Annotated in this window: 19 protein-coding genes; 10 read left to right on the top strand and 9 right to left on the bottom strand. The window is 67.9% G+C overall.

The annotated features are described in order from the left end of the window. Positions 1-182 precede the first annotated feature (182 nt). Complete coding sequence (locus ACFXNW_RS03045) at positions 183-401, top strand: hypothetical protein (protein ID WP_379415456.1); 219 nt, start codon at positions 183-185, stop codon at positions 399-401. 125 nt (positions 402-526) lie between these two features. Next, complete coding sequence (locus ACFXNW_RS03040; RefSeq protein ID WP_379415454.1) at positions 527-1,168, top strand: hypothetical protein; 642 nt, start codon at positions 527-529, stop codon at positions 1,166-1,168. Between the two features lie 48 nt (positions 1,169-1,216). Here the strand turns inward: ACFXNW_RS03040 and recR are convergent, their stop codons facing one another. Continuing rightward, positions 1,217-1,825 carry a recombination mediator RecR gene (gene recR, locus ACFXNW_RS03035; RefSeq protein WP_379415453.1) on the bottom strand — a complete coding sequence of 203 codons (609 nt, stop codon included), beginning with the start codon at positions 1,823-1,825 and terminating at the stop codon, positions 1,217-1,219. Positions 1,826-1,840: 15 nt separating this feature from the next. Beyond that, positions 1,841-2,173, bottom strand: coding sequence for a YbaB/EbfC family nucleoid-associated protein (locus tag ACFXNW_RS03030; RefSeq protein WP_379415452.1), 333 nt, complete (start codon positions 2,171-2,173; stop codon positions 1,841-1,843). Between the two features lie 336 nt (positions 2,174-2,509). Between ACFXNW_RS03030 and ACFXNW_RS03025 the strand changes: the two genes are divergently transcribed. Genes ACFXNW_RS03025 through ACFXNW_RS03015 form a run of 3 tightly spaced genes read left to right on the top strand, consistent with a single transcriptional unit; the run spans position 2,510 to position 4,366 of the window. Then, on the top strand, positions 2,510-3,115 hold the full coding sequence (locus tag ACFXNW_RS03025) for a hypothetical protein (protein ID WP_379415450.1): 606 nt from the start codon (positions 2,510-2,512) through the stop codon (positions 3,113-3,115). A gap of 33 nt (positions 3,116-3,148) precedes the next feature. Next, on the top strand, positions 3,149-3,970 hold the full coding sequence (locus ACFXNW_RS03020) for a MerR family transcriptional regulator (protein ID WP_379415449.1): 822 nt from the start codon (positions 3,149-3,151) through the stop codon (positions 3,968-3,970). Between the two features lie 39 nt (positions 3,971-4,009). Then, a complete protein-coding gene (locus ACFXNW_RS03015) occupies positions 4,010-4,366 on the top strand; it encodes a VOC family protein (RefSeq protein ID WP_379415448.1) in 357 nt (118 codons plus the stop codon). Positions 4,367-4,407: 41 nt separating this feature from the next. Here the strand turns inward: ACFXNW_RS03015 and ACFXNW_RS03010 are convergent, their stop codons facing one another. Beyond that, entirely contained in the window at positions 4,408-4,842 is a 435-nt protein-coding gene (locus tag ACFXNW_RS03010; protein WP_379415447.1) for an SRPBCC family protein, read from the bottom strand. Positions 4,843-5,050: 208 nt separating this feature from the next. Between ACFXNW_RS03010 and ACFXNW_RS03005 the strand changes: the two genes are divergently transcribed. Together ACFXNW_RS03005 and ACFXNW_RS03000 are read left to right on the top strand one after the other, a co-directional pair. Further along, complete coding sequence (locus ACFXNW_RS03005; RefSeq protein WP_379416262.1) at positions 5,051-6,490, top strand: FAD-binding oxidoreductase; 1,440 nt, start codon at positions 5,051-5,053, stop codon at positions 6,488-6,490. Further along, entirely contained in the window at positions 6,487-7,803 is a 1,317-nt protein-coding gene (locus ACFXNW_RS03000; RefSeq protein WP_379415446.1) for a class I SAM-dependent methyltransferase, read from the top strand. Before ACFXNW_RS03005 ends, ACFXNW_RS03000 begins: the two co-directional genes overlap by 4 nt. A gap of 12 nt (positions 7,804-7,815) precedes the next feature. On the opposite strand, the gene ACFXNW_RS02995 is transcribed toward ACFXNW_RS03000, so the two are convergent. The 6 genes from ACFXNW_RS02995 to ACFXNW_RS02970 all read right to left on the bottom strand — a co-directional run bounded on the left by ACFXNW_RS02995 (position 7,816) and on the right by ACFXNW_RS02970 (position 20,252). Then, positions 7,816-11,592 (bottom strand): protein kinase, encoded by a 3,777-nt coding sequence (locus ACFXNW_RS02995; RefSeq protein WP_379415444.1) that lies wholly within the window; start codon positions 11,590-11,592, stop codon positions 7,816-7,818. A gap of 194 nt (positions 11,593-11,786) precedes the next feature. Then, the gene (locus ACFXNW_RS02990; protein ID WP_379415442.1) at positions 11,787-12,539 is read right to left on the bottom strand and encodes a maleylpyruvate isomerase N-terminal domain-containing protein; all 753 of its coding nucleotides are present in this window, start codon (positions 12,537-12,539) and stop codon (positions 11,787-11,789) included. A 102-nt stretch (positions 12,540-12,641) separates the two neighbouring features. Then, on the bottom strand, positions 12,642-13,745 hold the full coding sequence (locus tag ACFXNW_RS02985; RefSeq protein ID WP_379415440.1) for an esterase-like activity of phytase family protein: 1,104 nt from the start codon (positions 13,743-13,745) through the stop codon (positions 12,642-12,644). Positions 13,746-13,898: 153 nt separating this feature from the next. Beyond that, the gene (locus ACFXNW_RS02980) at positions 13,899-16,049 is read right to left on the bottom strand and encodes a 3-hydroxyacyl-CoA dehydrogenase NAD-binding domain-containing protein (protein WP_379415439.1); all 2,151 of its coding nucleotides are present in this window, start codon (positions 16,047-16,049) and stop codon (positions 13,899-13,901) included. Positions 16,050-16,086: 37 nt separating this feature from the next. Beyond that, a complete protein-coding gene (locus ACFXNW_RS02975; RefSeq protein WP_379415437.1) occupies positions 16,087-17,298 on the bottom strand; it encodes an acetyl-CoA C-acetyltransferase in 1,212 nt (403 codons plus the stop codon). Between the two features lie 413 nt (positions 17,299-17,711). After that, positions 17,712-20,252 (bottom strand): DNA polymerase III subunit gamma and tau, encoded by a 2,541-nt coding sequence (locus ACFXNW_RS02970; RefSeq protein WP_379415435.1) that lies wholly within the window; start codon positions 20,250-20,252, stop codon positions 17,712-17,714. A 232-nt stretch (positions 20,253-20,484) separates the two neighbouring features. On the opposite strand from ACFXNW_RS02970, the gene ACFXNW_RS02965 reads away from it, so the two are divergent. From ACFXNW_RS02965 to ACFXNW_RS02955, 3 genes are all read left to right on the top strand, one after another. After that, complete coding sequence (locus tag ACFXNW_RS02965; RefSeq protein WP_379415434.1) at positions 20,485-21,291, top strand: hypothetical protein; 807 nt, start codon at positions 20,485-20,487, stop codon at positions 21,289-21,291. A 68-nt stretch (positions 21,292-21,359) separates the two neighbouring features. After that, a complete protein-coding gene (locus tag ACFXNW_RS02960; RefSeq protein WP_379415432.1) occupies positions 21,360-23,633 on the top strand; it encodes an MMPL family transporter in 2,274 nt (757 codons plus the stop codon). Continuing rightward, positions 23,630-24,322 (top strand): TetR/AcrR family transcriptional regulator, encoded by a 693-nt coding sequence (locus ACFXNW_RS02955; protein WP_379415431.1) that lies wholly within the window; start codon positions 23,630-23,632, stop codon positions 24,320-24,322. Before ACFXNW_RS02960 ends, ACFXNW_RS02955 begins: the two co-directional genes overlap by 4 nt. Position 24,323 lies beyond the last annotated feature (1 nt).

Raw genomic sequence — 24,323 nt, 5'->3', positions numbered from 1 at the left:
ACGTACACGCCGAACCCGATGGTCCTGCCGTCATCCTTGCACGGGCGACACCGGAGCCCCGCACGCGGCGCACGCGCCATGCACGCGACCAGCGTTCGGCGACACGCACAGGGGTAGGGTCCCACCGGCCGGAGCGCGCCGGTGCTATTCACGAACCACGGACTCAGACGGTTGGAGGCGATATGCGCACGACGATCTGTCCGTCCTGCGAGGCGGCGCTCGACCACTGCCACGGCACACTGGTAATCCATGCCGGGCGCATCGCGGAATGCACCGAAGCCGACTGTATCGACTTCGATCACGCCCGACATGCGTTTGTCGTCGACTGCACGGATCTGGCCGGCGGCTGCCGCTGCGGTCTTGATCACCCCGCAATGCCTGATTTCGTGAGGGCCGGGTAACTCACCGGGCACGGGCTGACGTTCCCACCCATCTCACCGCCGGCCGCCAACGCGACGACCGCGGCACCCGAGTCTGGCCAAGAACCGCGGAGAGGCGGACAAGCGCTCCCCCGTACCCTGGCCGGGTGAGCTATGACCACATCCTGTTGCCCTCCGGTGCGGCCACGACCCCGGCCGAGGTCGACGCCTATCTGACCACCCAGCAGGGGCAGCCGGAAGCGGAGATCGTCGCGGCCATCGCGGCCGAGGTGAACCGGCGCAACGAGGAGCTGCCCGAAGAAGACACATTCCTCGGTTCGGGGCCTGTCGGCGGTGCGGCGACAGGGTCGATACTGCAGATTTCCAGCCCGTACGACGCGATCGGTTTCGTGCGCGAGCTGCTGTTCGAGCTGGCGACGCCGCAGAACTACGCGATCTACGATCCGCAGCTCACCTGGTTGATGGATCCGGCCGGGCACGTGCCGGTGAGTGTGTCGCACGGCGGTGCGGGCGAGTTCCCCTATCTAACCGAGCCACTGGCGCAGCGCTGGGTGGCCGAACTGGCCGCGCCGAACCCGTACCTGGTGGTCTCGCGCGGCGAGCAGGAATACATCCAGACCTACCGCGAGGAGCCGGATTACATCCTGGAATACCGCGACGGCGCCCCCGATCGGCATTTCACCACCAGGCTCGATGATTCGGCGCGGGTGGCGGAGCTGATCTGGGCATGGACGGCGCGCGACGACTCCACGCTGGAGGACGTCGCCTGGACCCGGCTGAAGCTCTGAGCGAGCTCGCATCATTGCCGAAGGGCTGAGCCGGAGGGCTGTGCCCGGCTAGAGTGCGCGGCGACCCGACAGCGCGCGACCGAGCGTCAGCTCATCGGCGAATTCCAGATCCCCACCCATCGGCAGACCCGAAGCCAGCCGCGTGACGCTGAGCCCGGGGAAATCGCGCAGCATCCGGACCAGGTAGGTGGCGGTGGCTTCGCCCTCGGTGTTCGGGTCGGTCGCGATGATCACCTCGGTGACGTCGACGCCGTCTTCCTGGTTGCCGATGCGCGTGAGCAGTTCCCGGATCCGCAGCTGGTCCGGGCCGATGCCGCTGAGCGGGTCGAGCGCGCCGCCGAGCACGTGATAGCGGCCGCGGAATTCGCGGGTGCGCTCGATGGCCTGGACGTCCTTTGGCTCCTCGACCACACAGATCATGGTGCGGTCGCGGCGTGGGTCGGCGCAGATCCGGCACAGTTCGCCGTCGGCGACGGTGCCGCACATGACACAGAAGCGCACACCGTCACGGATTTTCTGCAGTACGGCTTGCAGCCGGTCGATCTCCGGCGGCTCCACCTGGAGCAGATGAAAGGCGATGCGCTGCGCGCTCTTGGGACCGACGCCTGGCAACTTGCCCAGCTCGTCGATCAGATCCTGGACCGGGCCCTCGTACACCTGCGCTCCGTCAGGTCACATACCGGGCAGGCCGGGCAGCCCGCCACCGCCGGCCAGCGGGCCGAGCTTCTGCGAGGCCAGCTCCTGGGCGTTGGCCATGGCGTCGTTGATGGCGCCGATCACCAGATCCTGCAGGGTTTCGACGTCGTCGGGGTCGACGGCCTTCGGGTCGATGGTCAACGACTGCACCTCACCGGTGGCCTTGATCGTGACCTTGACCAGCCCGTTTCCTGCCTGGCCCTCGACTTCGGCGGCGGCGATCTCCTCCTGCGCCGCCATCATCATCTCTTGCATTTGCTGGGCCTGGGCGAGTATCTGCTGCATATCGAACTGACCACCGGGCTGCACGCCTGTTACCTCTTCTCCAGCAATCTGCGGAAAGTGTCATGGTCAGCCTAGTGGACGGGGCCGGGCTCGTCGTTGCCCCGCTGGGCATCTCGGAAGCGAACTCCTCGCCCGATCTCCGAGGGCGGGCTCAGCGGGAACCTGTACCTGCCCGACGACAGCCGAATCACCGTGCCTGACCTCCTTCGATTCCATGGTCCGGCGCCACGGTACGGGCATAGGATTTGCGCTGGGTCCCCGTTGCCCGGCGGGCCCCGCCGAGACACCGCGTTGGCACGCAACCACGCAGCGATCATCGACGCCGATTCGGGGGGCACAACCCAGACCGAGGAGGCTCGGATGGCACGCGAGATCACGATGAGCAAGGTCCGCCGACGGATGCCGGGCGCGGCCCGCAAGTTCGGCATCCTGCTGTGCGCGGCAGCCGCGTCATGGCTGCTCACGACCGCACCGACGGCGACGGCAGATCCGGCACCGGTAGCCACCGACTACGGCGGAGGCTGCGTCCTCGACCCGGCCAACCGCGCAGCCACCGTCGACGCACTGCGTTTCCGTTGCAGCCCTGCACAGCAGGACGCCATCTTCAAGGCCTCACCCCGCGGCAACATCGCGACCGGGGTCACCAACGGCTGGGTGACGCGCCCGCCGGTCATGCAGGCACTGGCACCCGCCTTATGGATCGGGAAAACCTTCTACACCGGCCCGGACGGCGGATACCTGATGAACCGGGTGACCGGCGCGGGCATCGAAGCCTGGCGCGCCGATGTCTACACCGCCCCGGCCCTGGTCGATGGTGCGCCGACGTGGGCGTTGAACTACGCGCCGTCACCGACGCCGCAGGTGTACGACGAGATCCGTGAGGTCACCCCAGGCGTCTGGTTCGGCTATTCCTGGTGGCGCGGCGCGTTCCAGACCACCCTGCTGCTGACGTTCGTGCTGGCTTGACCCTCCGGTAGCCGGAGGGTGTTTGCTTCAGTCATGACAGCGATCGTCCCGATCGGCGAGTTCGCCAGGCTCAGCCATCTGAGTGTGAAAGCGCTGCACCACTATCACGATATCGACCTGCTGGTTCCTGCCGATATCGACGCGAGCACCGGCTATCGGCGTTACTCGACCACGCAGGTGGCCGACGCACAGCTGATCCGGCGACTGCGCGAGCTGGATATGCCGCTACCGGAGATCCGCCTTGTGCTCGCCGCGGACGACGTCGCCGACCGCGATGCTGCCCTGCGCGCACATCTGCTGCGGATGGAGGAGCAGTTGCAGCGCACCCAGCAGGTGGTGGCGTCATTGCGTGGGTTGCTGACTCCGGCCGCACCGCTGCGGGTGGAATATCGCCGAATACCCGCGTTCACCGCGTTGACCCGCACCGAGGTGGTGCCACAGCAGCAGATCGATGCGTGGTGCGCGGACACCTTCCCGATGCTGTACCAGGCGCTCTCAGCGGCGGGGATCGCGCCGGCGGGCGTGGCCGGGGCCGCCTATTCGCCGGAGTTCTTCACCGCCGATGTGGGCGAGGTGGTCGGGTTCGTCCCGATCGCCGCGAACGTGGCAGGCGAGTTCCCGAGCGGCCTGTCGCTGACGGAACTGCCGGCCCGCGATTTCGCCGTCGCCATCCACGACGGCCCGTTCAGCGATATCGACCGCGCCTACGGCGCACTGGGCTCCCACGTCGCCGAACACGACCTCGCTCTGCCCGAACCGATCCGCGAGCTCTACCTGATCGGCCCCGACGAGGTCGGCGATCCGGCCGGATATCGCACCGAACTCTGCTGGCCGATCAGCTCTGCCCCCGAGTAATCGGCTTTTCCACATTTCCCGCAGAAAAGGAGATCCCCGATGACCCTGTCCATCGGCAATGTGACCATCGACTGCCAGAATCCCGCCGACCAGCTGGCCGGCTTCTATTCACGGCTGCTCGGCCACCCCGTCGACCCGGACGCCAACGAGCATTACGCGACGGTTGGCCGCAGCTCCGGGATGACGCCGCCGCTGATGTTCATGCACGTTCCGGACAAAGCGCCCGGAAAGAACGTCATCCACCTGGATCTGGTGACCCCGCAATGGCGCGAGGAGGTCGAACGCGCCGTCGAGCTCGGTGCCAGGCACCTCGCCGACTACGACGAGTACGGCATCAATTGGGCAACGCTGGCCGACCCCGAGGGCAACCTGTTCGATATCGGCGCACACGACTGAACCGGGGCCCCGGTGGAGTGACCGCCGGGACCGCGGCGGCGTCAGCCCAGTTCGTTCTTCAGGTTGGTCAGCACCTCGGCCTGGATCTTCTTCAGCCCCAAGGGTGCGAAGATGCCCTCGAAGATGCCCTTGACGCCGCCCGCGCCCTGCCAGGTGGTGGACAGGGTGACCTGCGCACCGGCGGCGTCGGGGGTCACCGTCCAGGTGTTGACCATCGACGAGTTGGCGTCACGCTCGACGACCTCGGACTCCGAGACCGACACCGTGGCACGCACATTGCGCTGACGGCTCTCGGTGGCCTGCAGGGTCCACTGGGCCACCGTTCCGGCGCCCTGCCCGCCCTCGACCACCTGGTAGTCGCGGTAGTGCGAGGTGAGGATGCGCGGGCGCACATCGGCGTAGTCCGCGATCGCCGTCAGTGTGCGCTGCGGATCCGCTGCCACCACGATCGAACTGCTGGCACTGACCTGTCCCACGATGAACTCCTTGTCCGGATGCGGTATCTCGTCCCCATCCTGCCCTGCCGGGTCCCGGCACGCGCGGCGCGCCCCGTCAGCCGCCGGTTTACCGAATTTCACTCGCCGCCGGTTCGAACACGATGCAACATATGCGTGACATTTCATCCGAGTCGGGGACCTCACAGTGGCCGACCATGATCGCGAGTATTAGCGTCGAGGGGTGGCAGTGAGTCTGTTGGGGAAGGCCGGCCACGGTCCGGCCGCATATGAATCCGGGTTCGCAGCGCATCGAGAAGGCGTGCAACGCCTCCTCGCGAGCTATCGCGCCATCCCACGCGATGCCGACGTGCGCTTGGCCAAGAAGACCTCCAACCTATTCCGGGCCAGGGCGAAGAACACCGCCCCCGGCCTGGATGTTTCCGGGCTGAACAAGGTCATCGCCGTCGATCCCGTCGCCAAGACCGCCGATGTCGCGGGCATGACCACCTATGAGGATCTGGTCGCGGCGACCCTGCCGTACGGCTTGAGTCCGCTGGTCGTGCCGCAACTGAAGACGATCACCCTAGGCGGCGCGGTGACCGGTCTCGGCATCGAGTCGACCTCGTTCCGTAACGGCCTTCCGCACGAATCGGTGCTGGAGATGGACGTGCTGACCGGCGCTGGCGAGATCATCACCGCCACACCGGACGGCCCGAACGCCGACCTGTTCCGCGGCTTTCCCAACTCCTACGGCACCCTCGGCTACTCGACCCGGCTGAAGATCGAACTGGAAACCGTCCAGCCCTATGTGGCACTGCGCCATCTGCGCTTCCACGACGTGCGCGAACTCGAAGCGACCCTGACCAGGATCGTCGACGAACGCAGCTACGACGGCGAACGGGTCGACTACCTCGACGGCGTGGTGTTCACCGCCGAGGAGAGCTATCTGACCCTCGGTAGGCAGACCGACGAGCCCGGCCCGGTCAGCGATTACACCGGCATGGATATCTACTACCGGTCCATCCAGCACGATTCCGGCGCACCCAAGCGCGACCGCCTCACCATCGGCGACTATCTGTGGCGCTGGGACACCGACTGGTTCTGGTGCTCACGCGCCTTCGGCACCCAGAACCCGCGGATCCGCCGCTTCTGGCCGAAGCAGTACCGGCGCAGCAGCTTCTACTGGAAGCTGGTCGCGCTCGACCGCCGGTACCACATCGGCGACCGGCTCGAGGCCCGCAAAGGCAACCCACCGCAGGAGCGGGTGGTGCAGGACATCGAGGTGCCGGTGGAGCGGATCGCCGATTTCGTGGACTGGTTCCTGCGTGAGATCCCGATCGAACCGATCTGGCTGTGCCCGCTGCGATTGCGCGAGCCGAGGGTGCCGGGAACAACCGCGCGGCCGTGGCCGCTGTATCCGCTGGAGCCGGACCGCACTTACGTCAATGTCGGGTTCTGGTCGGCGGTGCCGACCGTGCTCGGCCAGATCGAGGGCGCGGCAAACCGCGCGATCGAGCAGACGGTCACCGAGTTCGACGGTCACAAATCGCTGTACTCGGATTCCTACTACGACCAGGATGAGTTCGCGGCGCTCTACGGCGGCGACGACTACACCGAACTTAAGAAACGCTACGACCCAGACCAGCGGCTGCTGGATTTGTATTCGAAGGCGGTGCAACGCAAATGACGACATTCAAAGATCGATCCGATGTTTTCGCGGACCTCGGCACCAAGCTCACCATTGCCGAAATCTTCGAAACCCTGATCGACGGCGAGGTCCCCATCCGGTTCACGGCCTACGACGGGAGCGCCACCGGACCAGCCGATTCGGAGTTCACGCTCAATATCGAGACCCCGCGCGGCATCAACTACCTGGCCACCGCGCCCGGCGATCTCGGTATGGCCAGGGCCTACATTTCCGGCGATATGACCGCCACCGGCGTGCATCCGGGCGACCCGTACCCGATCCTGTCGGCGATGGACAGCCTGAAGTTCCGCCGCCCATCCGCGCTGGCGCTGCTGACCATCGCCCGCTCGCTCGGCTGGGAGCGGTTGCGTCCGGTGCCCCCGCCGCCGCAGGAGACGGTGCCACGCTGGCGCCGGATCGCGCTGGAGGGCCTGCGGCACTCCAAGACCCGCGACGCCGAAGCCATCCACCACCACTACGACGTCTCCAATGCCTTCTACGAGCATGTGCTCGGCCCGTCCATGACCTACACCTGCGCCTGTTACGGCGACGAAGACTGGACGCTCGAACAGGCGCAGGAGAACAAGTACCGGCTGGTGTTCGAGAAGCTGCGCCTGAAGGAAGGCGATCGGCTGCTCGATATCGGCTGCGGCTGGGGCGGAATGGTGCGCTATGCCGCCAAGCGCGGCGTCAAGGTGATCGGGGCTACCCTGTCGGCCGAACAGGCCGAATGGGCGCAGAAGAAGATCGCCGAAGAAGGCCTGTCCGACCTGGCCGAGGTGCGGCATTCCGATTACCGCGATATCCCGGAATCGGGATTCGACGCGCTGTCCTCGATCGGTTTGACCGAGCACATCGGCGTGCACAACTACCCGTCCTATTTCGGTTTCATCAAGGGCAAGCTGCGCGAAGGCGGGCTGTTCCTCAACCACTGCATCACCCGTCCGGACAACACCCGCACCACCAAGGCCGGCGATTTCATCGACCGGTATGTGTTCCCCGACGGCGAGCTGATCGGTTCCGGCCGGATCATCTCCGAGATCCAGAACATCGGCCTCGAGGTGATGCACGAGGAGAACCTGCGCGAGCACTACGCGCTCACGCTGGCCGAATGGTGCAAGAACCTGGTCGATAACTGGGATGCCTGCGTCGCCGAGGCCGGTGAGGGCACCGCGAAGGTGTGGGGTCTGTACATGGCCGGTAGCCGGTTGGGCTTCCAGCGCAATGTCGTCCAGCTGCATCAGGTGCTTGGTGTGAAGCTCGGCGCGGACGGCCGCAACACCCTGCCGCTGCGGCCGTGGTGGCAGCCGTAATCTCCTGACCGCTCAGGCGAGCAGCTCGTCCACGAACCGGATGGGTAGCTCCGACGGCAGGTCTTTGCGCAACACCCGCAGAATCGCGACCACACCCGGCCCCGCATCCAGCAGGGGCCGGGTCCAGTCGAGCTCGGCGCAGGTGGTGACCGCGGGCACCAGCTGCGCCGCGGCCTCACCCACCCAGCCCGCCGCGGCCAGGCATTCGGCAAGCAACAGCGACGTGTCGAGCTGGGCGCGCGGGCGATGCAGTTCGTAGGTGCGCCCGTACAGTGCCCTGGCCCGGCGCACCGCGCGGTCCTGATCTTCGATACCGCCGTCGGCCAGCAGCTCCCGGATGGCGGCGATCTCCTCCGCCTCGGCGGTCAGTGCGGCGGTGCCGGTCAGGCGATGACCGGAGCGGCCGGTATCGCGGACGACGTTGCCGTTCCAGCGTTCGGTCGCGGACTGCGGACCCGAAATCTCCGCGGCCGGGCCGAGCCGCACCCGTTCCGCGTGCACCTGCGCGGCCAGCCGGGGCAGGTCCTGCTCGACGGCAATGCGCTCGCCCTCGGCCAGCCGAGCGGCCGCGGTGGCCATATCACCGCGCACCGCCTTCACCCTGGCGCCGATGACGAAAGTGGAGATCAGGAAGTCGATCGGGCCGACCCTTGCGACCAGCTGATGGCTCTCGTCCAGCAGCCGATCGGCGGCATCGAGCTCGCCGCGCCGATAGTGCAGCTCCCCCAGCAGCGCCGCCGCCACCCGCACCGCATGCGATCGCTGACCCGAGCGCGCCCGCGCGGTTTCCCAGGCCTGCTGGAAACACCGTGCGGCGGTGGCGATATCGAGCTGTTCGAAGGCGACCGCGCCGCGGCTGCACAATCCGAAGACGCTGCCGAGCGGATCCTTGGACCGTTCGTGGTAGTCGGCCGCCCAATCCTGGATCGAGCGGGCGCCGTCGAAATCGAACTCGCACAGTCGCACGAACGAGGTCAGGTTCGCCGCGGTCGACACCGTCCAGGCCGGTAGTTCGTCGGGATGTTCCAGACAGTCGCCGATCTGCTCCATCACGCCCTCGGTGTGATCGCGGGCGACCTGGTCTGCGGCGGCAAGCACCGCGGCCTGACAGCGCTGCCGCACTACATCGGCGTCACCGGACGAGCCGCGCGACAATACATTCGACAGCCGGCCGAGCGCACTGCGCGCCGCACCGGTCTGCTGCAGATTCACATTCGCGCGCGCCACCGCCATCAGCAGCTTCGACCGCGAAGCCACCTGCTGCACCGGCAGTTTCGACACCGTGCCGAGCAAGGTCGCCAGCCGTGACCCGTCGATCAGGTCCATGCCGCCGCTCTCCAGCAGGTCCAATGCCATCTTCAGATCGGTCGCCGATACGGCGTGGTCGACGGACTTACGCAGCAACTGATGTTCGGCGTACCAGCGGGCGGCCTTACGGTGCAGCGCCTTCACCCGCGCGGGATCGGAGCGTTCGAGCCGGGCCCGCAGATGTTCGGCGAACAGCGGCTGCACCCGGAACCACTCCGGGTCGTACTCCACTCGCCGCACGAACAGTTCGCGCTGTTCGGCCTGCTCGAGCAGGTGCTCGGCCTCCGGGTCATCCGAGAGCGCCGCCGCCAGCGAGCCGGACACCTTCTCGGCGATCGAGATGGCGGTGAGGAAATCCACCATGCGCGGTTCGAGCGCGTCGATGACGTTCTCGGCCAGATATTCGCGCACGCCGTGGCCGCCCTCGGCCAGATGCTGGATCAACGGCGCCGGATCCGGGTTGCCGCGCAGCGCCAGGCTGATCAGCTGCACCGCGGCGGGCCAGCCGTCGGTGGCGCGGTGCAGCTCGTCGATCTGGGCGCCATCGAGGGTGAAGCGGTTGCGGTCCACCAGGATCTGCTTGGTTTCCGCGCGGGTCAGGCGCAGCTCGGCCGATCCGATCCCGACCAGCTCGTCGCGTACCCGCATCCGGCTGATCGGTAGTCCGGACTGATCCCGGCTGGTCACCACGAAACGCAGGTGGTGGCAGCCGTTGTCCAGCAGCGTATCCATCACCCGGCGAGTGCCAGGATCGGTGATGCGGTGCCAGTCGTCGACGACGACCACGACGGTCGCGCCGCCCGCGTGCACGTCATCGATGAGGGTGGTGATCGCGTAGGCGACGGCGTCGGCCGGTTGTTCTTCGAGCACCTGATCCAATCCGGTGCCGATATCGGGACGCACCCGCCGGATCGCCTCGATCAGATGGGCCAGGAACCAGATCTCGTTGTCGTCGTCGCTATCGATGCCGATCCAGGCGACCGCGACACCGTCGGCGGTGAGTTCGCCGCGCCACTGGGCGGCCAGCGTGCTCTTACCGAATCCGGCGGGAGCGTGGATCACCGCGAGCCTGCGCCGTCCACCGGTGCGGAGGATGTCCAGCAGGCGAGTGCGTTGGATCGGTTCCCGTGCCGGGGTGGGCGGCCGGAACTTCGTCGCCGCGGTCGGCGGGAAGGTGGTGGTCGGGGAGGGGTCGTAGCCGGGGCGCGGGGTGGGTGGACTCAGGTTGAGCGGCCAACTGCGCCGGGCGGTGACCGCGGGACCGGTGCGGTTGCCCGGTGGCGCGGCGGCGGCCTCGGCGACGTCCTCGGTATCCAGCAATGCCATCTCGTCGGCCATCTGCCCGTGCGTGCGCTGGATCGCGCGCAGCGTTTCGCCGAACTCGTAGGCCGAGGCGGGGCGGTCGCGCGGATTCTGCGCCATGGCGTGCTCGATGGCAGCAGCGACGTCGGCGGGGATGTCTTGTTCGCGCAGATCCGGAACGGGCTGGGTGGTGATCCGCAGGAACTGGGCCACCACCTTCTCCCCTGCCTGACGTTCGAACGCGGCATGGCCGGTGAGCAGCGCGAACAAAGTGGCGCCGAGCCCGTACACATCCGAGCGGACCGTCGGCTCGTCACCCTTGAGCACTTCCGGCGCGGTGAACGCGGGCGACCCGGTGATCATGCTGCTCGAAGTGCGGAAGCCGCCGGGCACCCTGGCGATGCCGAAATCGGTGAGCTGCGGTTCGCCATAGGAGCTGAGCAGGATATTGGCCGGTTTCACGTCGCGGTGCAGGATGCCCGCACGATGGGCGCTCTCGATCGCGCCCGCCAGCTTCACCCCGGCCCGCAGAGTGTCCGACCAGCCCAGCGGGCCGTTGTCACGGACGACGACCTCGAGCGAGCCACGCGTGGCATACGGCATCACGATGAACGGCCTGCCGGTGGCGGTCATGTCGACCTGCAGAATGTCGACGATGTTCGGATGCCCGGACAGCCTGCCCATCGCGTGTTCCTCGCGCAGGAAGCGCTCGCGGCTCTCGGCATCGATATCGGAGGAGAGCACCTTCACCGCGACGACGCGGTCCAGCGCCCGCTGTACACACCGGTAGACAACACCGAAGCCGCCGTGCCCGATCTCGCGCGCACCCTCGAGCCCCATCTCCTCGAGTTCGTCTTCGATGGCGATGGGGTTGGTCTCCTGGGTGTCTCGGTCCTCCGGGCGCTCGTCGGTCGGTGCGGCGCCATCACCGGAGGTCGACGGCCGAGCGGCGCCGGGACCGGTCGAGGTGTCGGGAGCGAGCGGGGTGCCGGGCGACCTGGCCGAGCCGCCCGGCTGCGCCGAATCCGTGCCGGGTTGCGCGGGCTCCGTGCCCGCCTCCTCCGAGTCGGTCCCGGGTTCTACCGAGTCCGAGGCGGGTTCGGGTCGCCAGCGCGCGGTATCGGAGACGGCACTACCCGCCTCGTGGTCTGCGCGGGCCGAACGCGCCCGTGGATCCATGTCACCACCTCGCACTCCCGACGAATCGGCGGCCGACGAGCACATCCTGTTCTCGGGCGGTCGAGCGAATCTGCCCGACGGCCGTCATGCGCTCGGTGTCCGGATCTGCACCCGTATTCCTTACGCATACTCCAACGTAGCTCGGCGCGGCAGCCCGTGGGTGGGTTTCCCGCCCCGCGTGGCGAGCGATCGGATCAGGGTGGGGTGAGTGCGGTGGTCAACACCAGATCGCCGCGCCGGACCGCCCGGCTCGGCCGCTGCCAGAGCGCGCGGTAGACCTGGTCCGCGGAGCCGCTGACGGAGGCGTCGGCCGGTGCCTCGGGACCGCCCGCATCGACGCGCACCGGTTCGCCGTCGACCGATATCCGTACGGTCCAGGCGAGATCGGTGTCGACCGCGTGCACAAGGACGCTGCCCGAACGCTGTGGCGGCCGCCTACGCAGCTGCCGGGGAATGACCACACGCAGCGCTTCGTCGATGCCGTCGGCGGCGAACCGGGTGCCGAATACCGGGGTGACGGCGCCGGGGTCGACGGACCCGATCCGCGCATGCACAGCGTCGAGCCGGTGGATGGCGGTCTCATGGGCTTGCCTGCGGGCCCAGAATCGCGCGGTCTCGGTATCGGCACCGGCGAACACCCACGTGGGCATGTCCGGTCCGATCTCGGTCAGCGCGGTGATCAACGCGTCGAGGCGGCTATCCCAGTAGCCGAGCAGCTCCGGCCACTCGGCAGGCGGCTCATCCGGACGCGGCGGCTCCAGATCGGCGGGCACGCTCCGCAACGCCCGCTCAACCCACTGGTACACCCTGGCCAAATGCCGAACCAGTTGCCGCACAGACCATCCCGGGCAGGTAGGCACGACCGGGTCCGGGCCGCACGCCGTGACGTCGGATCTGAAAGCCACCGCATGCGCCGTGAGCTGCTCGATATGCTCGCCGAATTCCACGCACCCGACGTTAGACGGCACCTCACCGCACACCGCGGACGCGGGTGAGCCGGGGCCTTTCGCTATGGCGCGGTCAAGGGCCGGAAAACAGTGGCCGTTGCGTCAGTCCGGCACAGCCAGCGCGATGACCTGCGTGATCTGCCGGTCGGAGAAGTTGTTGTCGCTCACCAACACCAGCGTCCGATCGCCGGATGGCAGACGCGGGCCCCATGTCATGCCCTCGACATTGTCGATGGTGGACAGGCCGACATCGGCCAGGTCGACGAGCAAGCGTTTGCTGACCGGCCTGGCTTCGTCGATCGGGGCGTCGAGGATGTTGGTCGCACCGCTGAGATCGGCTTCGAAAATCCTGACCTTATTGCCGGCACCGTCAACGTAGGCCCGCTCCAGTACCAGGAATTTCGCCGGGTTCAGCGAGTCGACGGCCAGAATCGAGGCGATGCCATTACCACCGCGGCCGGGTCCGGGGCTGGACTCGGCAAACACCGGCTCCATCGGATAGGCGTACTGCGCGAGCACCGGGCCGAATCGGGTCTGCACTGTGATCCGGGACAGCGCGCCGGAGGTAACGGTCGCCTCCGGTCCATCCTGGTGCAACGGACCCTCGACCGCCGTGACGAACAGCGAGCCACCTGCGGCGAAGCTTGCGCCCTCGAGCACCGAATTCGGGCGCGGGCCCGAATCAGGCAGTACCCGTTCGTTGTTCGGGATCGGCAGCTCGCCGGCGAAGGTGCCGTCGGGTCGGGCGATGCGCACCGACGGATCGGGGTACACCGTGCCCGAACCCTCCTGAGACCAGAAGTACTCGCCCGACAACGGGTCGACGCGGATCTCCTCCGGGTCCACGGTCTCCCGAGGGTATTCGGCGCCGTCGGCGGTGCGCAGCGAATGCGTCGCGGTGAACGTCACCGGATGCACGCCGTGCTCGTCCACCCCGATCCGCGCGGTATAGAACCGGGCGGACGCGCGATCGGAGCGATCATCGCTGATCAGGACGTATTCGCCGGTGCTCGGCCGGTAGTCGATGCCGGACAGGCCGCCGACCACCGTGCCTTGGAAATCCAAGCCGAAGGGCACGAGCTGCTCGCCGAGCAGCCGAACCGCGGGCCCCGGAGCCGCCGACGCGCCCGGCGCCAGCCCGAGCGTCGCCGCCACAGTCGCGGCCACCGCGGCCTGTCGCCGAATCATCTGTCCACGTGCTGCCACAGGTCTGTACGTTATCGGCCGCACCGAATCGCCGGGTGAACTTCCGGTACGGATGTGACCGGGCGCACCGGCCCGGCAACGGCGAAGGCCCGCCACCGCGAAATACGGTGACGGGCCTTGCCATTCGCGATCAGGGTCGATCGCGACCGATGACTACTTGCGCAGCGAAGCCGGAACCTCGAAACGCTCGCCGTAGGTCTTGGCCAGCTCGTCGGCACGAGCCACGAAGCCCTCCTGGCCGCCGGGGTAGCCGACGATGAACTGGTGCACACCACCGGTCCAGGCCGGGTAGCCGATGCCGAAGATGGAGCCGATGTTGGCGTCCGCGGTGGTCTCCAGCACGCCCTCGTCGAAGCACTTCTGGGTCTCGATCGCCTCGATGAACAGCATGCGGTCGATCAGATCCTGGATCGGCACGGTGAAGTCGGCCGTGGTCTTGAAGTGGTCACGCAGACCCTGCCACAGACCGGTGCGCTTGCCGTTCTCGTCGTACTCGTAGAAGCCGGCCTTCTCCAGACGGCCGGGACGACCCTCGGTGACCAGGTACTCGATGACGTCGATCGCGGGGTGACGCTTCTTGCCCATGGTCGCGTCGCCCTTGGCGGCCGCTTCCTCGGTCTCCTTGGCGATCTTCAGCATGAGCTTCATGTTCAGCTCATCGGAGAGCTGCAGCGGCGCGGCCGGGTAGCCCGCCTGCAGACCCGCCTGCTCGATGGTCGCCGGCTCGATGCCCTCGGTGAGCATGGCGATCGCCTCGTTGACGAAGGTGCCGATCACGCGCGAGGTGAAGAAGCCACGGCTGTCGTTGACGACGATCGGGGTCTTCTTGATCGCGAGGGTGTAGTCGAACACCCGCGCCAGCGCCTCGGGCGAGGTCTTCTCACCCTTGATGATCTCCACCAGCGGCATCTTGTCGACCGGCGAGAAGAAGTGGATGCCGATGAAGTCCTCCTGGCGCTTCACGCCGGCCGCGAGACCGGTGATCGGCAGGGTGGAGGTGTTGGAGCCCAGCAGGGCGTCCGCGTCGACGATGTCCTCGATCTCCTGGAACACCTTGTGCTTGAGCTCGGTGTTCTCGAAGACGGCCTCGACGACGAAGTCGACACCGGCGAAGTCGGCCGCATCCGCGGACGGGGTGATCCGGTCCAGCAGCTCCTTGGACTTCTCCTCGGTGGTCTTGCCACGGGAGAGGGCCTTGGCCTCGATCTTCTCCGAGTAGTTCTTGCCGCGCTCGGCCGCCTCGATGGTGACGTCCTTGAGCACGACCTGGTAGCCGGCCTTGGCCGAGACGTAGGCGATGCCTGCGCCCATCATGCCCGCGCCGAGCACGCCGATCTTCTTGATGTCCTTCTTCGGGACATCCGTCGGACGGGAGCCGCCGTTGTTGATCGACTGCAGGTCGAAGAAGAACGCCTGAATCATGTTCTTGGCGACCGGGCCGGTCAGCAGGTTCACGAAGTAGCGCGACTCGATCAGCGAGGCGTTGTCGATGTCGACCTGCGAACCCTCGACCGCGGCGGACATGATCGCGCGCGGCGCGGGCATGTTGGCACCCTTGATCTGCTTGCGCAGGTTGGCCGGGAAGGCAGGCAGGTTCGCGGCGAAAGCCGGCGACGACGGGGTACCGCCGGGGATCTTGAAGCCCTTCTTGTCCCAGGGCTGCACGCCACCCTCGGGGTTGGCCTTGATCCACGCCTTGGCGGCCGGGACCAGCTCCTCGACGGTACCGACGACCTCGTTGATCAGGCCGATTTCCTTGGCCTTGGCCGGCTTGTTGCGCTGGCCCTGCAGCAGCACACCCATCAGGGCGCCCTGCAGACCGAGCATGCGCACGGTGCGGATGATGCCGCCACCGGCGGGCAGCAGGCCGAGGGTCGCCTCGGGCAGGCCGATCTGCGAGCCCTTGACGTCGGCCGCGATGCGGTAGTGACAGGCCAGCGCGATCTCCAGGCCACCGCCGAGCGCGGCGCCGTTGATGGCGGCGACGACCGGCTTACCGAGCAGCTCGAGACGACGCAGCGCGCCCTTGATCTCGCCCAGCTGGTCCATCAGCGCCTGCGCGTCGTCCGGGCCGACCTTCATCATGTTCTTCAGGTCGCCGCCGGCGAAGAAGGTCTTCTTGGCCGAGGTCAGCACCACACCGGTGATGTTGTCCTTCTCGGCCTCGAGCTTCGCGACCGTGTCGGACATCGACTTCTTGTACAGGTCGTTCATCGTGTTGGCGCCCTGGTTCGGGTCGTCCATCGTCAGTACGACGATGCCGTCCGAATCCTGCTCCCAACCGATCATGTTGGTCTCGCTCACAGTGTTAGTTCTCCTTGTGAAAGTCGGTCGGGGGGCGTCAGACGCGCTCGATGATGGTGGCCACGCCCATGCCGCCGCCGATGCACAGAGTGATCAGCGCGTAGCGGCCGTTGCGGCGCTCCAGCTCGTCGACCATGGTGCCGGTGATCATCGCGCCGGTGGCACCCAGCGGGTGGCCCATGGCGATCGCGCCGCCGTTGACGTTCAGCTTCTCGTCCGGGACCTGCAGGTCCTTCTGGAACTTGAGCACCACCGAGGCGAAGGCCTCGTTGATCTCGACCAGGTCCATGTCGTCGATGGTCAGGCCGGCCTTGGCCAGTGCCTTCTTCGCGGCCGGGGTCGGGCCGGTCAGCATGATGGTGGCGTCGGCACCGCTGGTGGCGGTGGCCACGACGCGGGCGCGGGGGGTCAGGCCCGAGGCCTTGCCCGCCTCTTCGGTACCGATCAGCAGCACCGCGGCGCCGTCGACGATGCCGGAGCTGTTACCGCCGTGGTGGACGTGGTTGATCTTCTCGACGAAGTGGAACTTCTGCAGCGCCACCGCGTCGAAGCCACCCATTTCGCCGAGGCCGGCGAAGGAGGGGTTGAGCTTGGCGAGGTCCTCGACGGTGGTGCCGGGACGCATGTGCTCGTCGTTGTCGAGGACGACGAGGCCGTTCTGGTCCTTGACCGGAACGATCGACTTGGCGAAGTAGCCGCCGGAGGTGGCCTTGGCGGCCAGATCCTGCGAACGCACGGCGTAGGCGTCGACGTCATCGCGGGAGAAGCCCTCGATGGTGGCGATCAGGTCGGCGGAGACACCCTGCGGGACGAAGTAGGTGTCGTAGGCAGTGGCCGGGTCCATGGCCCAGGCGCCGCCGTCGGAGCCCATCGGCACGCGCGACATGGATTCGACGCCACCTGCGATGACGAGGTCGTCGAAGCCGGAGCGGACCTTCTGCGCGGCCAGGTTCACGGCCTCGAGGCCGGAGGCACAGAAGCGGTTGAGCTGGAAACCACCGACGGTGTCGGGCAGGCCCGCGGCCAGCACGGCGGTGCGGGCGATATCGGCACCCTGGTCACCGACCGGAGAAACGACACCGAGAATCAGATCCGAGATCCGGTCTTCGTCGAGGTTCGGGAAGCGGTTGCGCAGCTCCTGAACCAGACCCGTGGTGAGGTCGATCGGCTTGACCGAGTGCAGCGACCCCTTCTTGTTGCGGCCGCGCGGGGTGCGGATGGCCTCGAAAATGTAGGCCTCTGTGGTCATATCGGAGTGTTTCCTTCCTAGGGTTGCGCCCGGACCGCACAAGGCGGTACCGGCGCGGGTAACCTCGCCGACCGGCCATGAGACCGACCGTGTGTATTCAATTCGCGGTACTCCCGGTGCGGTCGTGGAACCACGCTCACACCGCCCATGTTCAATTTGCGCTGCTCACGCAACCGCGATGGTTACTCGAGCTGCCGATACCCCGCCTTCGCCCGTACCGCCTAACGCTGTACAAACGATGGCATGGGCCTGCCGACGCAAGACAAGGACGCCCGTACGCCTGGGCATACGATAGAACCTCGCCTCGCGTGAGCTCGCGGCCACCCGCACATACTACCGCCGGATGCGAACTCCGGTTAACTTAACGTCGGGTGATCAGTGGTTGTCAACCATCTGGCCGGGTGCGATGCGCCTCACTCCAGCCGAACGGCGCCCAGTTCAGAGGCGAGCAATTGCAGGGCGACCTCGTCCGGGTCCTGCCGGTCGCCCGGGGCCACCGGTGTCGCCGATTCGGCCAGCATCTCCTGCTCTTCCTCCGGCGTGGGAGGCGGGATCGCGGCGCCGCTGAACTCCTCCGGACCCGGATCGTCGGGCAGATCGGGGTAGTCGGGGGGCGGGATGTCGTCGTCAGCTACCGCGGCGGCCTTGGCCTGGCTCGGACGGGAGAACCGCGGCGGAGTGCTCGGGCCGCGCTCGTTGCGGGTGACGGTCGGCGCGGCACCATCGCCGCCGATCGGCGCGGGCTGAGCCGACTGCCCATCGCCGGCCGCTCCCGAACTCGGGCGGGTGAAGCTCCTCGGCGCGGCCGGCTCGGATGCCCCGCCCGCCGGGCCGGGTTCGTCGGCACCGGAATCGCCGGACCGGCGAGCCCCGCCACCACCGGATTCCCGGCCGCCACGCCCGCGAGCACCCGCACCGCCGCGCGGGGCGGTCTGCCCGGCGCCGGTCTCGAACCGCACATCGAAATCGCGCCCGAGCACGGTCCGCATCGCCGTACGGAGTGCGTCCACACCGCGCGGTTCCGACAGCCGCCGCACCAGTGCGTCATGTGGATGAACGAAAACAGCGGTGTCCCCATCGACCCGGGCAGGCGCCGCCGCGGTCAACATGGCGTGCACCGCCACCGCGATCTTGCGCACCTCCGTCTTGATATCGGCCCACGCTGCTTCGACTTCGGCCAGCGGGTCGCCGCTAGGGGTTGACGGTTCCGCAGTGGACTCCGCGCGGGTCTCCTCGGCATCCCCACTTGCCGCTGCCCCTCGGCCTGCACCGATGGTTTCGCGGTCCGGATCCGCAGGTTCGGTATCCGAACCGGTCGCCGCTGCACCCGCCTGCGCGGGGTCGGTTCCACCCATTGCTTCGACCGGGTGGTCCTCGGGTGGCGTACCTGTCTGTCCGATACCGGTATCCGCAGCGGCCGGTGGGTGCGACTCGGCGCTCGGCGGCGACTGATCAGCGGCCAGATCTGTCGAGTCGGTTGCCGACTGCCCGTCGGTCATCTGAACCTGCGGTGCGGTGGGCTGAGCCGACCGCGCCTCGGGCTGCTCCTGGGCGGCTTGCTCGGGCGGCGGCGGCGTCTGTGGAGCGGCCTGCTCGCGGCCGGGCTGGGCAGCGGCCGGCCCCGGGGCGGCAGTCGGCGATTCGGGTTCGCCCTTGGTCGAGCGCGATTCGCGCAGGGCGGCAAGAGCTTCGGCGCCGCGACGGCGGCTGGGGTCGGCGGGCTCCGGGCGCACGGGACCCTCGGACCGGGCGGCAGGAGCTGCGCCGGATCCGCCGACTGGTGCGGAAGGGATTGCACCCGTAGCGAATTGACGCTCGAGATGTTCGAGGCGCTGCAAAGCCGCCGCGTCGGCGTCGGTGGCCGCGGGCAAGAGCATGCGGGCACAGACCACTTCGAGCAGGAGGCGGGGGGCGGTGGCGCCGCGCATTTCGCCGAGGCCTGCGTGCAGGAGTTCGGCGTAGCGGGTGAGGGCGGCGGGGCCGATGCTGTCGGCTTGGGCGTGCATGCGTTCGAGGACGTCGCCGGGGGCGGCGACGAGGCCGCGTTCGGCGGCGTCGGAGACCGCACGCAGCAGGATCAGATCGCGCAGGCGCTCGAGCAGGTCGACGGAGAAGCGGCGCGGATCGTGACCGGCCTCCATCACCCGGTCGATGGTGCCGAACAGGGCGGCGCCGTCGGAGGTGCCGAGCGCCTCGATGGCGTCGTCGATCAGCGCCACATCGGTGACGCCGAGCAGCGATACCGCCCGCGGATAGGTGACACCCTCGGGGCCGGCACCGGCCAGCAGCTGATCGAGCACGCTGAGGCTGTCACGCGGCGAACCGCCACCCGCGCGGATCACGAGCGGGTACACCGCCTCCTCGACGGGCACATGCTCCTGCTCGCAAATACGGCCGAGCAGGCCGCGCATGGTGGCAGGCGGTAGCAGCCGGAAGGGGTAGTGGTGGGTGCGCGAGCGGATGGTCGGCAGCACCTTGTCCGGCTCGGTGGTGGCGAAGATGAAGATCAGGTGAGCCGGCGGCTCCTCGACGATCTTGAGCAGCGCGTTGAACCCGGCCGTGGTGACCATATGCGCCTCGTCGACGATGAACACCCGGTAGCGCGACTCGGCGGGCGCGTAGAAAGCGCGATCGCGCAGCTCACGGGTGTCGTCGACACCGCCGTGGCTGGCGGCGTCGAGCTCGATGACGTCCAGGTTCCCCGCACCGCCGGGCGCCAGCGCCACACACGACGAACACACCCCGCATGGGCGCGAGGTCGGCCCCTCCGCACAGTTCAGCGAACGGGCCAGAATCCGCGCCGAGGACGTCTTACCGCAACCGCGCGGCCCGGAGAACAGATAGGCATGACTGATCCGCCCGGTGTCGAGCGCGGTGCTCAGCGGGTCGGTGACGTGCTCCTGACCCACTACCTCAGCGAACGATGCCGGTCGGTACTTCCGGTACAGAGCCACGGCCAGAGGTTACCGGCGAGCACCGACAGGTGAACACCCGCGCTGGTCGGCCGGGCGCGACACGAATAACGAAACCGTCACCGCGCACATACCGGCGCAACTGTCTGGCTAACCTGTCTTCGGCAACTTCGGTAGCCACATCTTCATCAGGTTGGTGACCCCGGTCGGATCCATCCCGGCCGGGGCACAACCGAGTTCGACGAATCCACGCCCCGGACCCGGAGGAACACCCGTGTCGTCGTGTGAAGACATCGCCGCCGCCTGGCTTTCCGGCACCGCTTTCGCCGGGAATCCCGCCGCCGCGAATCTGCTCAGCCGGGCGATCAGCCCGCGCGATTTCGACCTCGAGCGCGAATCGCTCCCGGTGACCGCCGCCGCCGACCCGATCACCTCGTCCACCATTCTGGAGCTGCTCCAACGCGGCCAAGTGCCGACCATGGCCGCCATCCGCACCTTGACCGCCCAGAACGAAATGCGCAGGGAAGCAGAGCGCGTGGCCCGGCTCGGCAGGCGCGCCCAACGCTGGATCGACGATTTCGGCAGGCTGCTCGCCACAGTTTCGGAGGCGCATTGGCTGGCCGACGGCATCGGCCCGACCCGCCGCGACGTGCTCGGTTCGGCACCGGTGGCGACATTGATCCACAGTCGCGTCGGCGAGATCGCCCCGAACGCCGTGAAGCACTTGTGGTTGATCGAGCGGGCGCAGCGGGCCGGCTGGATGGCCTACGACGACGAGCCCGGATCGCTGTGCGCGGCACGCCGTTTCCACTCCGAGCAGTACGGCGACCGGGTGTCGGGGCAGCCGATCACGCTGATCGGCCGGACGGTGGCCCGCCATATCGCCCAGGCCGACAGCCAGGCCTGGCCGCAGCTGGCGACGCGGATTCGCGACAGCGCGGGCGCCCCGATCTTCCATGACGCCGCCGACGCCCTCGCGCAACAGCGTTGGCTGACGACGGCGGGCTGGATCACCATCGACGGCGACCGGGCTGTGCCCGGGCCGCGAGGCCGCCGCACCCTAGCTCGCCGACGACGGTAAAACCACCCCTTCCGCGCTCAGGTTAACCGCGTTACGCTAACGCCACTAACTTATTGGAGGGGGCTCCTGTGCTGATCCGAATAGCGCGCCTGACCACTCGCTACCCGCGCATCGTGCTCGCGGTGGCGTTCGCACTCGCCGTGCTCTTCGGCATCGTCGGCGCCACCGCGTCGGCCCATATGAAATCCGGCGGATTCACCACCGACGACGCCGAATCCACCCGCGCCGCCGAGCTGCTCGCCGACAATTTCAAGGGCGCGACCCCGAACTTCGTGCTGCTGATCAGCTCCGAGGCCGGCCTGCGGGACCCGGCCACCGTCGTTCGCGCACACGAACTCGTCGACGCCCTCGAGGGCCGCGACGACGTCAGCGGCATCCAATCGTTCTGGACCAGCCCGCCGACGATGGCCGCCGCGCTCGGCAGCACCGACGGAAACAGCGGCCTGATCATCGCCGAACTCGACGGCGACGAGACCCAGATCCAGCAGACCGCAGGCGAGCTCACCGAGCAACTCACCGGCACCAGCGACGGCGTGACCGTCCGCCAGGGCGGTGTCGCGGCGGTGTACCACGACGTCACCGAGCAGATCACCCATGATCTGGCGGTCGCCGAGGCGGTTGCGGTGCCGCTGTCGCTGATCGTGCTCATCCTGGTGTTCGGCAGCGTGGTGGCCGCCTCATTGCCGGTGATGGTCGGCCTGTTCGCGATCGTCGCGACGCTGGCCATTCTGCGGATGGTCACCCTGTTCACCGATGTGTCGATCTACGCGCTGAACATGACCACGGCCATGGGTCTCGCGCTCGCCATCGACTACAGCCTGTTCATCGTCAGCCGGTTTCGCGAGGAACTCGACGAGGGCCTCGAACCTGTCGCTGCCACCATCCGTGCCGTGCAGACCGCCGGGCGTACCGTGGTCTACTCCGCGGTGACGGTCGCGCTGGCGCTTGCGGTGCTGAGCGTGTTCGACCTGTACTTCCTGAAATCGTTCGCCTACGCCGGTGTGGCCGTCGTGATCGCCGCCGCCGCGGCCGCGTTGTTCGTGCTGCCCGCGGCGCTGGTGCTGATCGGGCATCGGGTCAACGCCCTCGATCTGCGGGCTCCGGTGCGGCGCATGTTCGGCCGCGAGCCGCACCCGACCGGGCCGATGGTTCCCGAAAAGACCCTCTGGTACCGCAACACCAAGCAGGTGATGCGGTTCGCCGTTCCGGTCACGGTGGTGATCGTCGCGCTGCTGCTCGCGCTCGGCTCGCCGTTCCTCGGCGTGAAGTTCGGCTATCCGGACGACCGGGTGATGCCGGCCAGTGCGAACAGCCGCCAGGTCGGTGACACCCTGCGCGAGGAGTTCCCGCGCGCCGACTCCGGCGCCAGCGGCACCATCGTGCTCGACGATTTCCACGACCAGAACGCCATCGGCGAATACGCCGCGCAACTGTCGAAGGTCGACGACGTGCCCGCGGTGCTGTCGAGCGCAGGTGTGTACGTCTCGGGCAGGCGGATGGCACCCGGCCAACCCGAGATGGCCAACGACACCGGTGCGTACCTGACGGTCGCCACCGATCTGGACCCGTTCTCCCCCGAGGGTTCCGCGCAGTTGGACCAGTTGCGCGCGGTTCCCGCACCGGCGCCCACCCTGTTCACCGGTGCCGCAGCGGTCAACGCCGACTCCCTTGCCGCACTCGGCGCCAAACTCCCACTGGCCGGGCTGCTGATCGCGCTGGCGACCTTCGTGGTGTTGTTCCTGTTCACCGGCAGTGTGGTGCTGCCGTTGAAGGCGATCGTGTTGAACACCTTGTCGCTGACCGCGGCCTTCGGCGCGATGGTCTGGATCTTCCAGGAAGGGCATTTCTCCGATCTGATCGGCTTCACCCCGGTGGGCTATCTGGTGCCGACCATGCCGATCCTGATGTTCTGCGTGGCGTTCGGCCTGTCCATGGACTACGAGGTGTTCCTGCTCTCGCGGATCCGCGAGGAATGGCTGGCTCGGCGCGCTCGGCGTACCGGGAACGAATACGCGGTGGAGGACAACACCGAAGCGGTCGCCATCGGCGTGGCGAGAACGGGCCGGATCTTCACCGCCGCAGCGCTGCTGATGGCGATCGTGATCGGCGCGATGGTCACCTCGAAGGTGTCGTTCATCCAGCTCATGGGCCTCGGCCTGACCTTGACCGTGCTCGCCGACGCCACCATCATCCGTGCCCTGCTCGCGCCCGCCCTGATGCGGCTGATGGGGCCTGCGAACTGGTGGGCGCCGAAACCACTGGCGCGACTGCACGCCAAGATCGGGCTCAGTGAGGAACCTGAACCGACGGCCCGGGTCCCCGAACCCGCGGGGCATCGATGATCGGTGCCCGCAGACCACGCTCGCCGCGCGGCGCAGGCTCTCAGCTGCGCAGCGAGATCCTCGCCGCCACCGCCGATCTGCTCAACCGAACCGGTAACGCCGACGCGGTCTCCATCCGCGCGGTCGGCAAGCTGGTCGGGGTGAGCGCACCGTCGATCTACCGGCATTTCGCCGATAAGGACGAACTCATCGACGCGGTGGTGGCGCAGGTCTTCGAGGATCTCGACACCGCCATGCGCACGGCCGTCGACGAGGACCCCGCCGCACACCCCATCGTGCGCCTGCATCACCTCGGCATGGCCTATGTCCGCTTCGCACTCGACCATCCCGAGCAGTACCGGCTGGCCACCGCACCCGCCGAAACCCGCGGCGCGGTCGACCAAGTCCTCAGCAGCAGCGCATTCCAGTACTTCGCCGACACCGTGCGGGCAGCGATGGACGACGGCCTGGTCGACCCCGGCGACCCGACACCCATTGTGCTCGAGCTATGGGCCGCGGCCCATGGCATCGCCTCCCTGCTGCTGGCCAAACCCTATCTGCCCTGGGGCGATCCGATGGAAGTCGCCGAACGCGTACTCGGCGCGGCCTGCCTCGGGCACATCGTCATGGATCTCATCGGCGAGCAGGCGACACCGGAGGACGCGGCGGGGTGGTTCGCGCGGTTGCGGGAGGAGAAGCGGGGGGCGTGAG

The sequence above is a fragment of the Nocardia sp. NPDC059180 genome, from assembly GCF_042754945.1.
Lineage (GTDB): Bacteria > Actinomycetota > Actinomycetes > Mycobacteriales > Mycobacteriaceae > Nocardia.
This window is presented reverse-complemented; position numbering and strand designations above follow the sequence as displayed.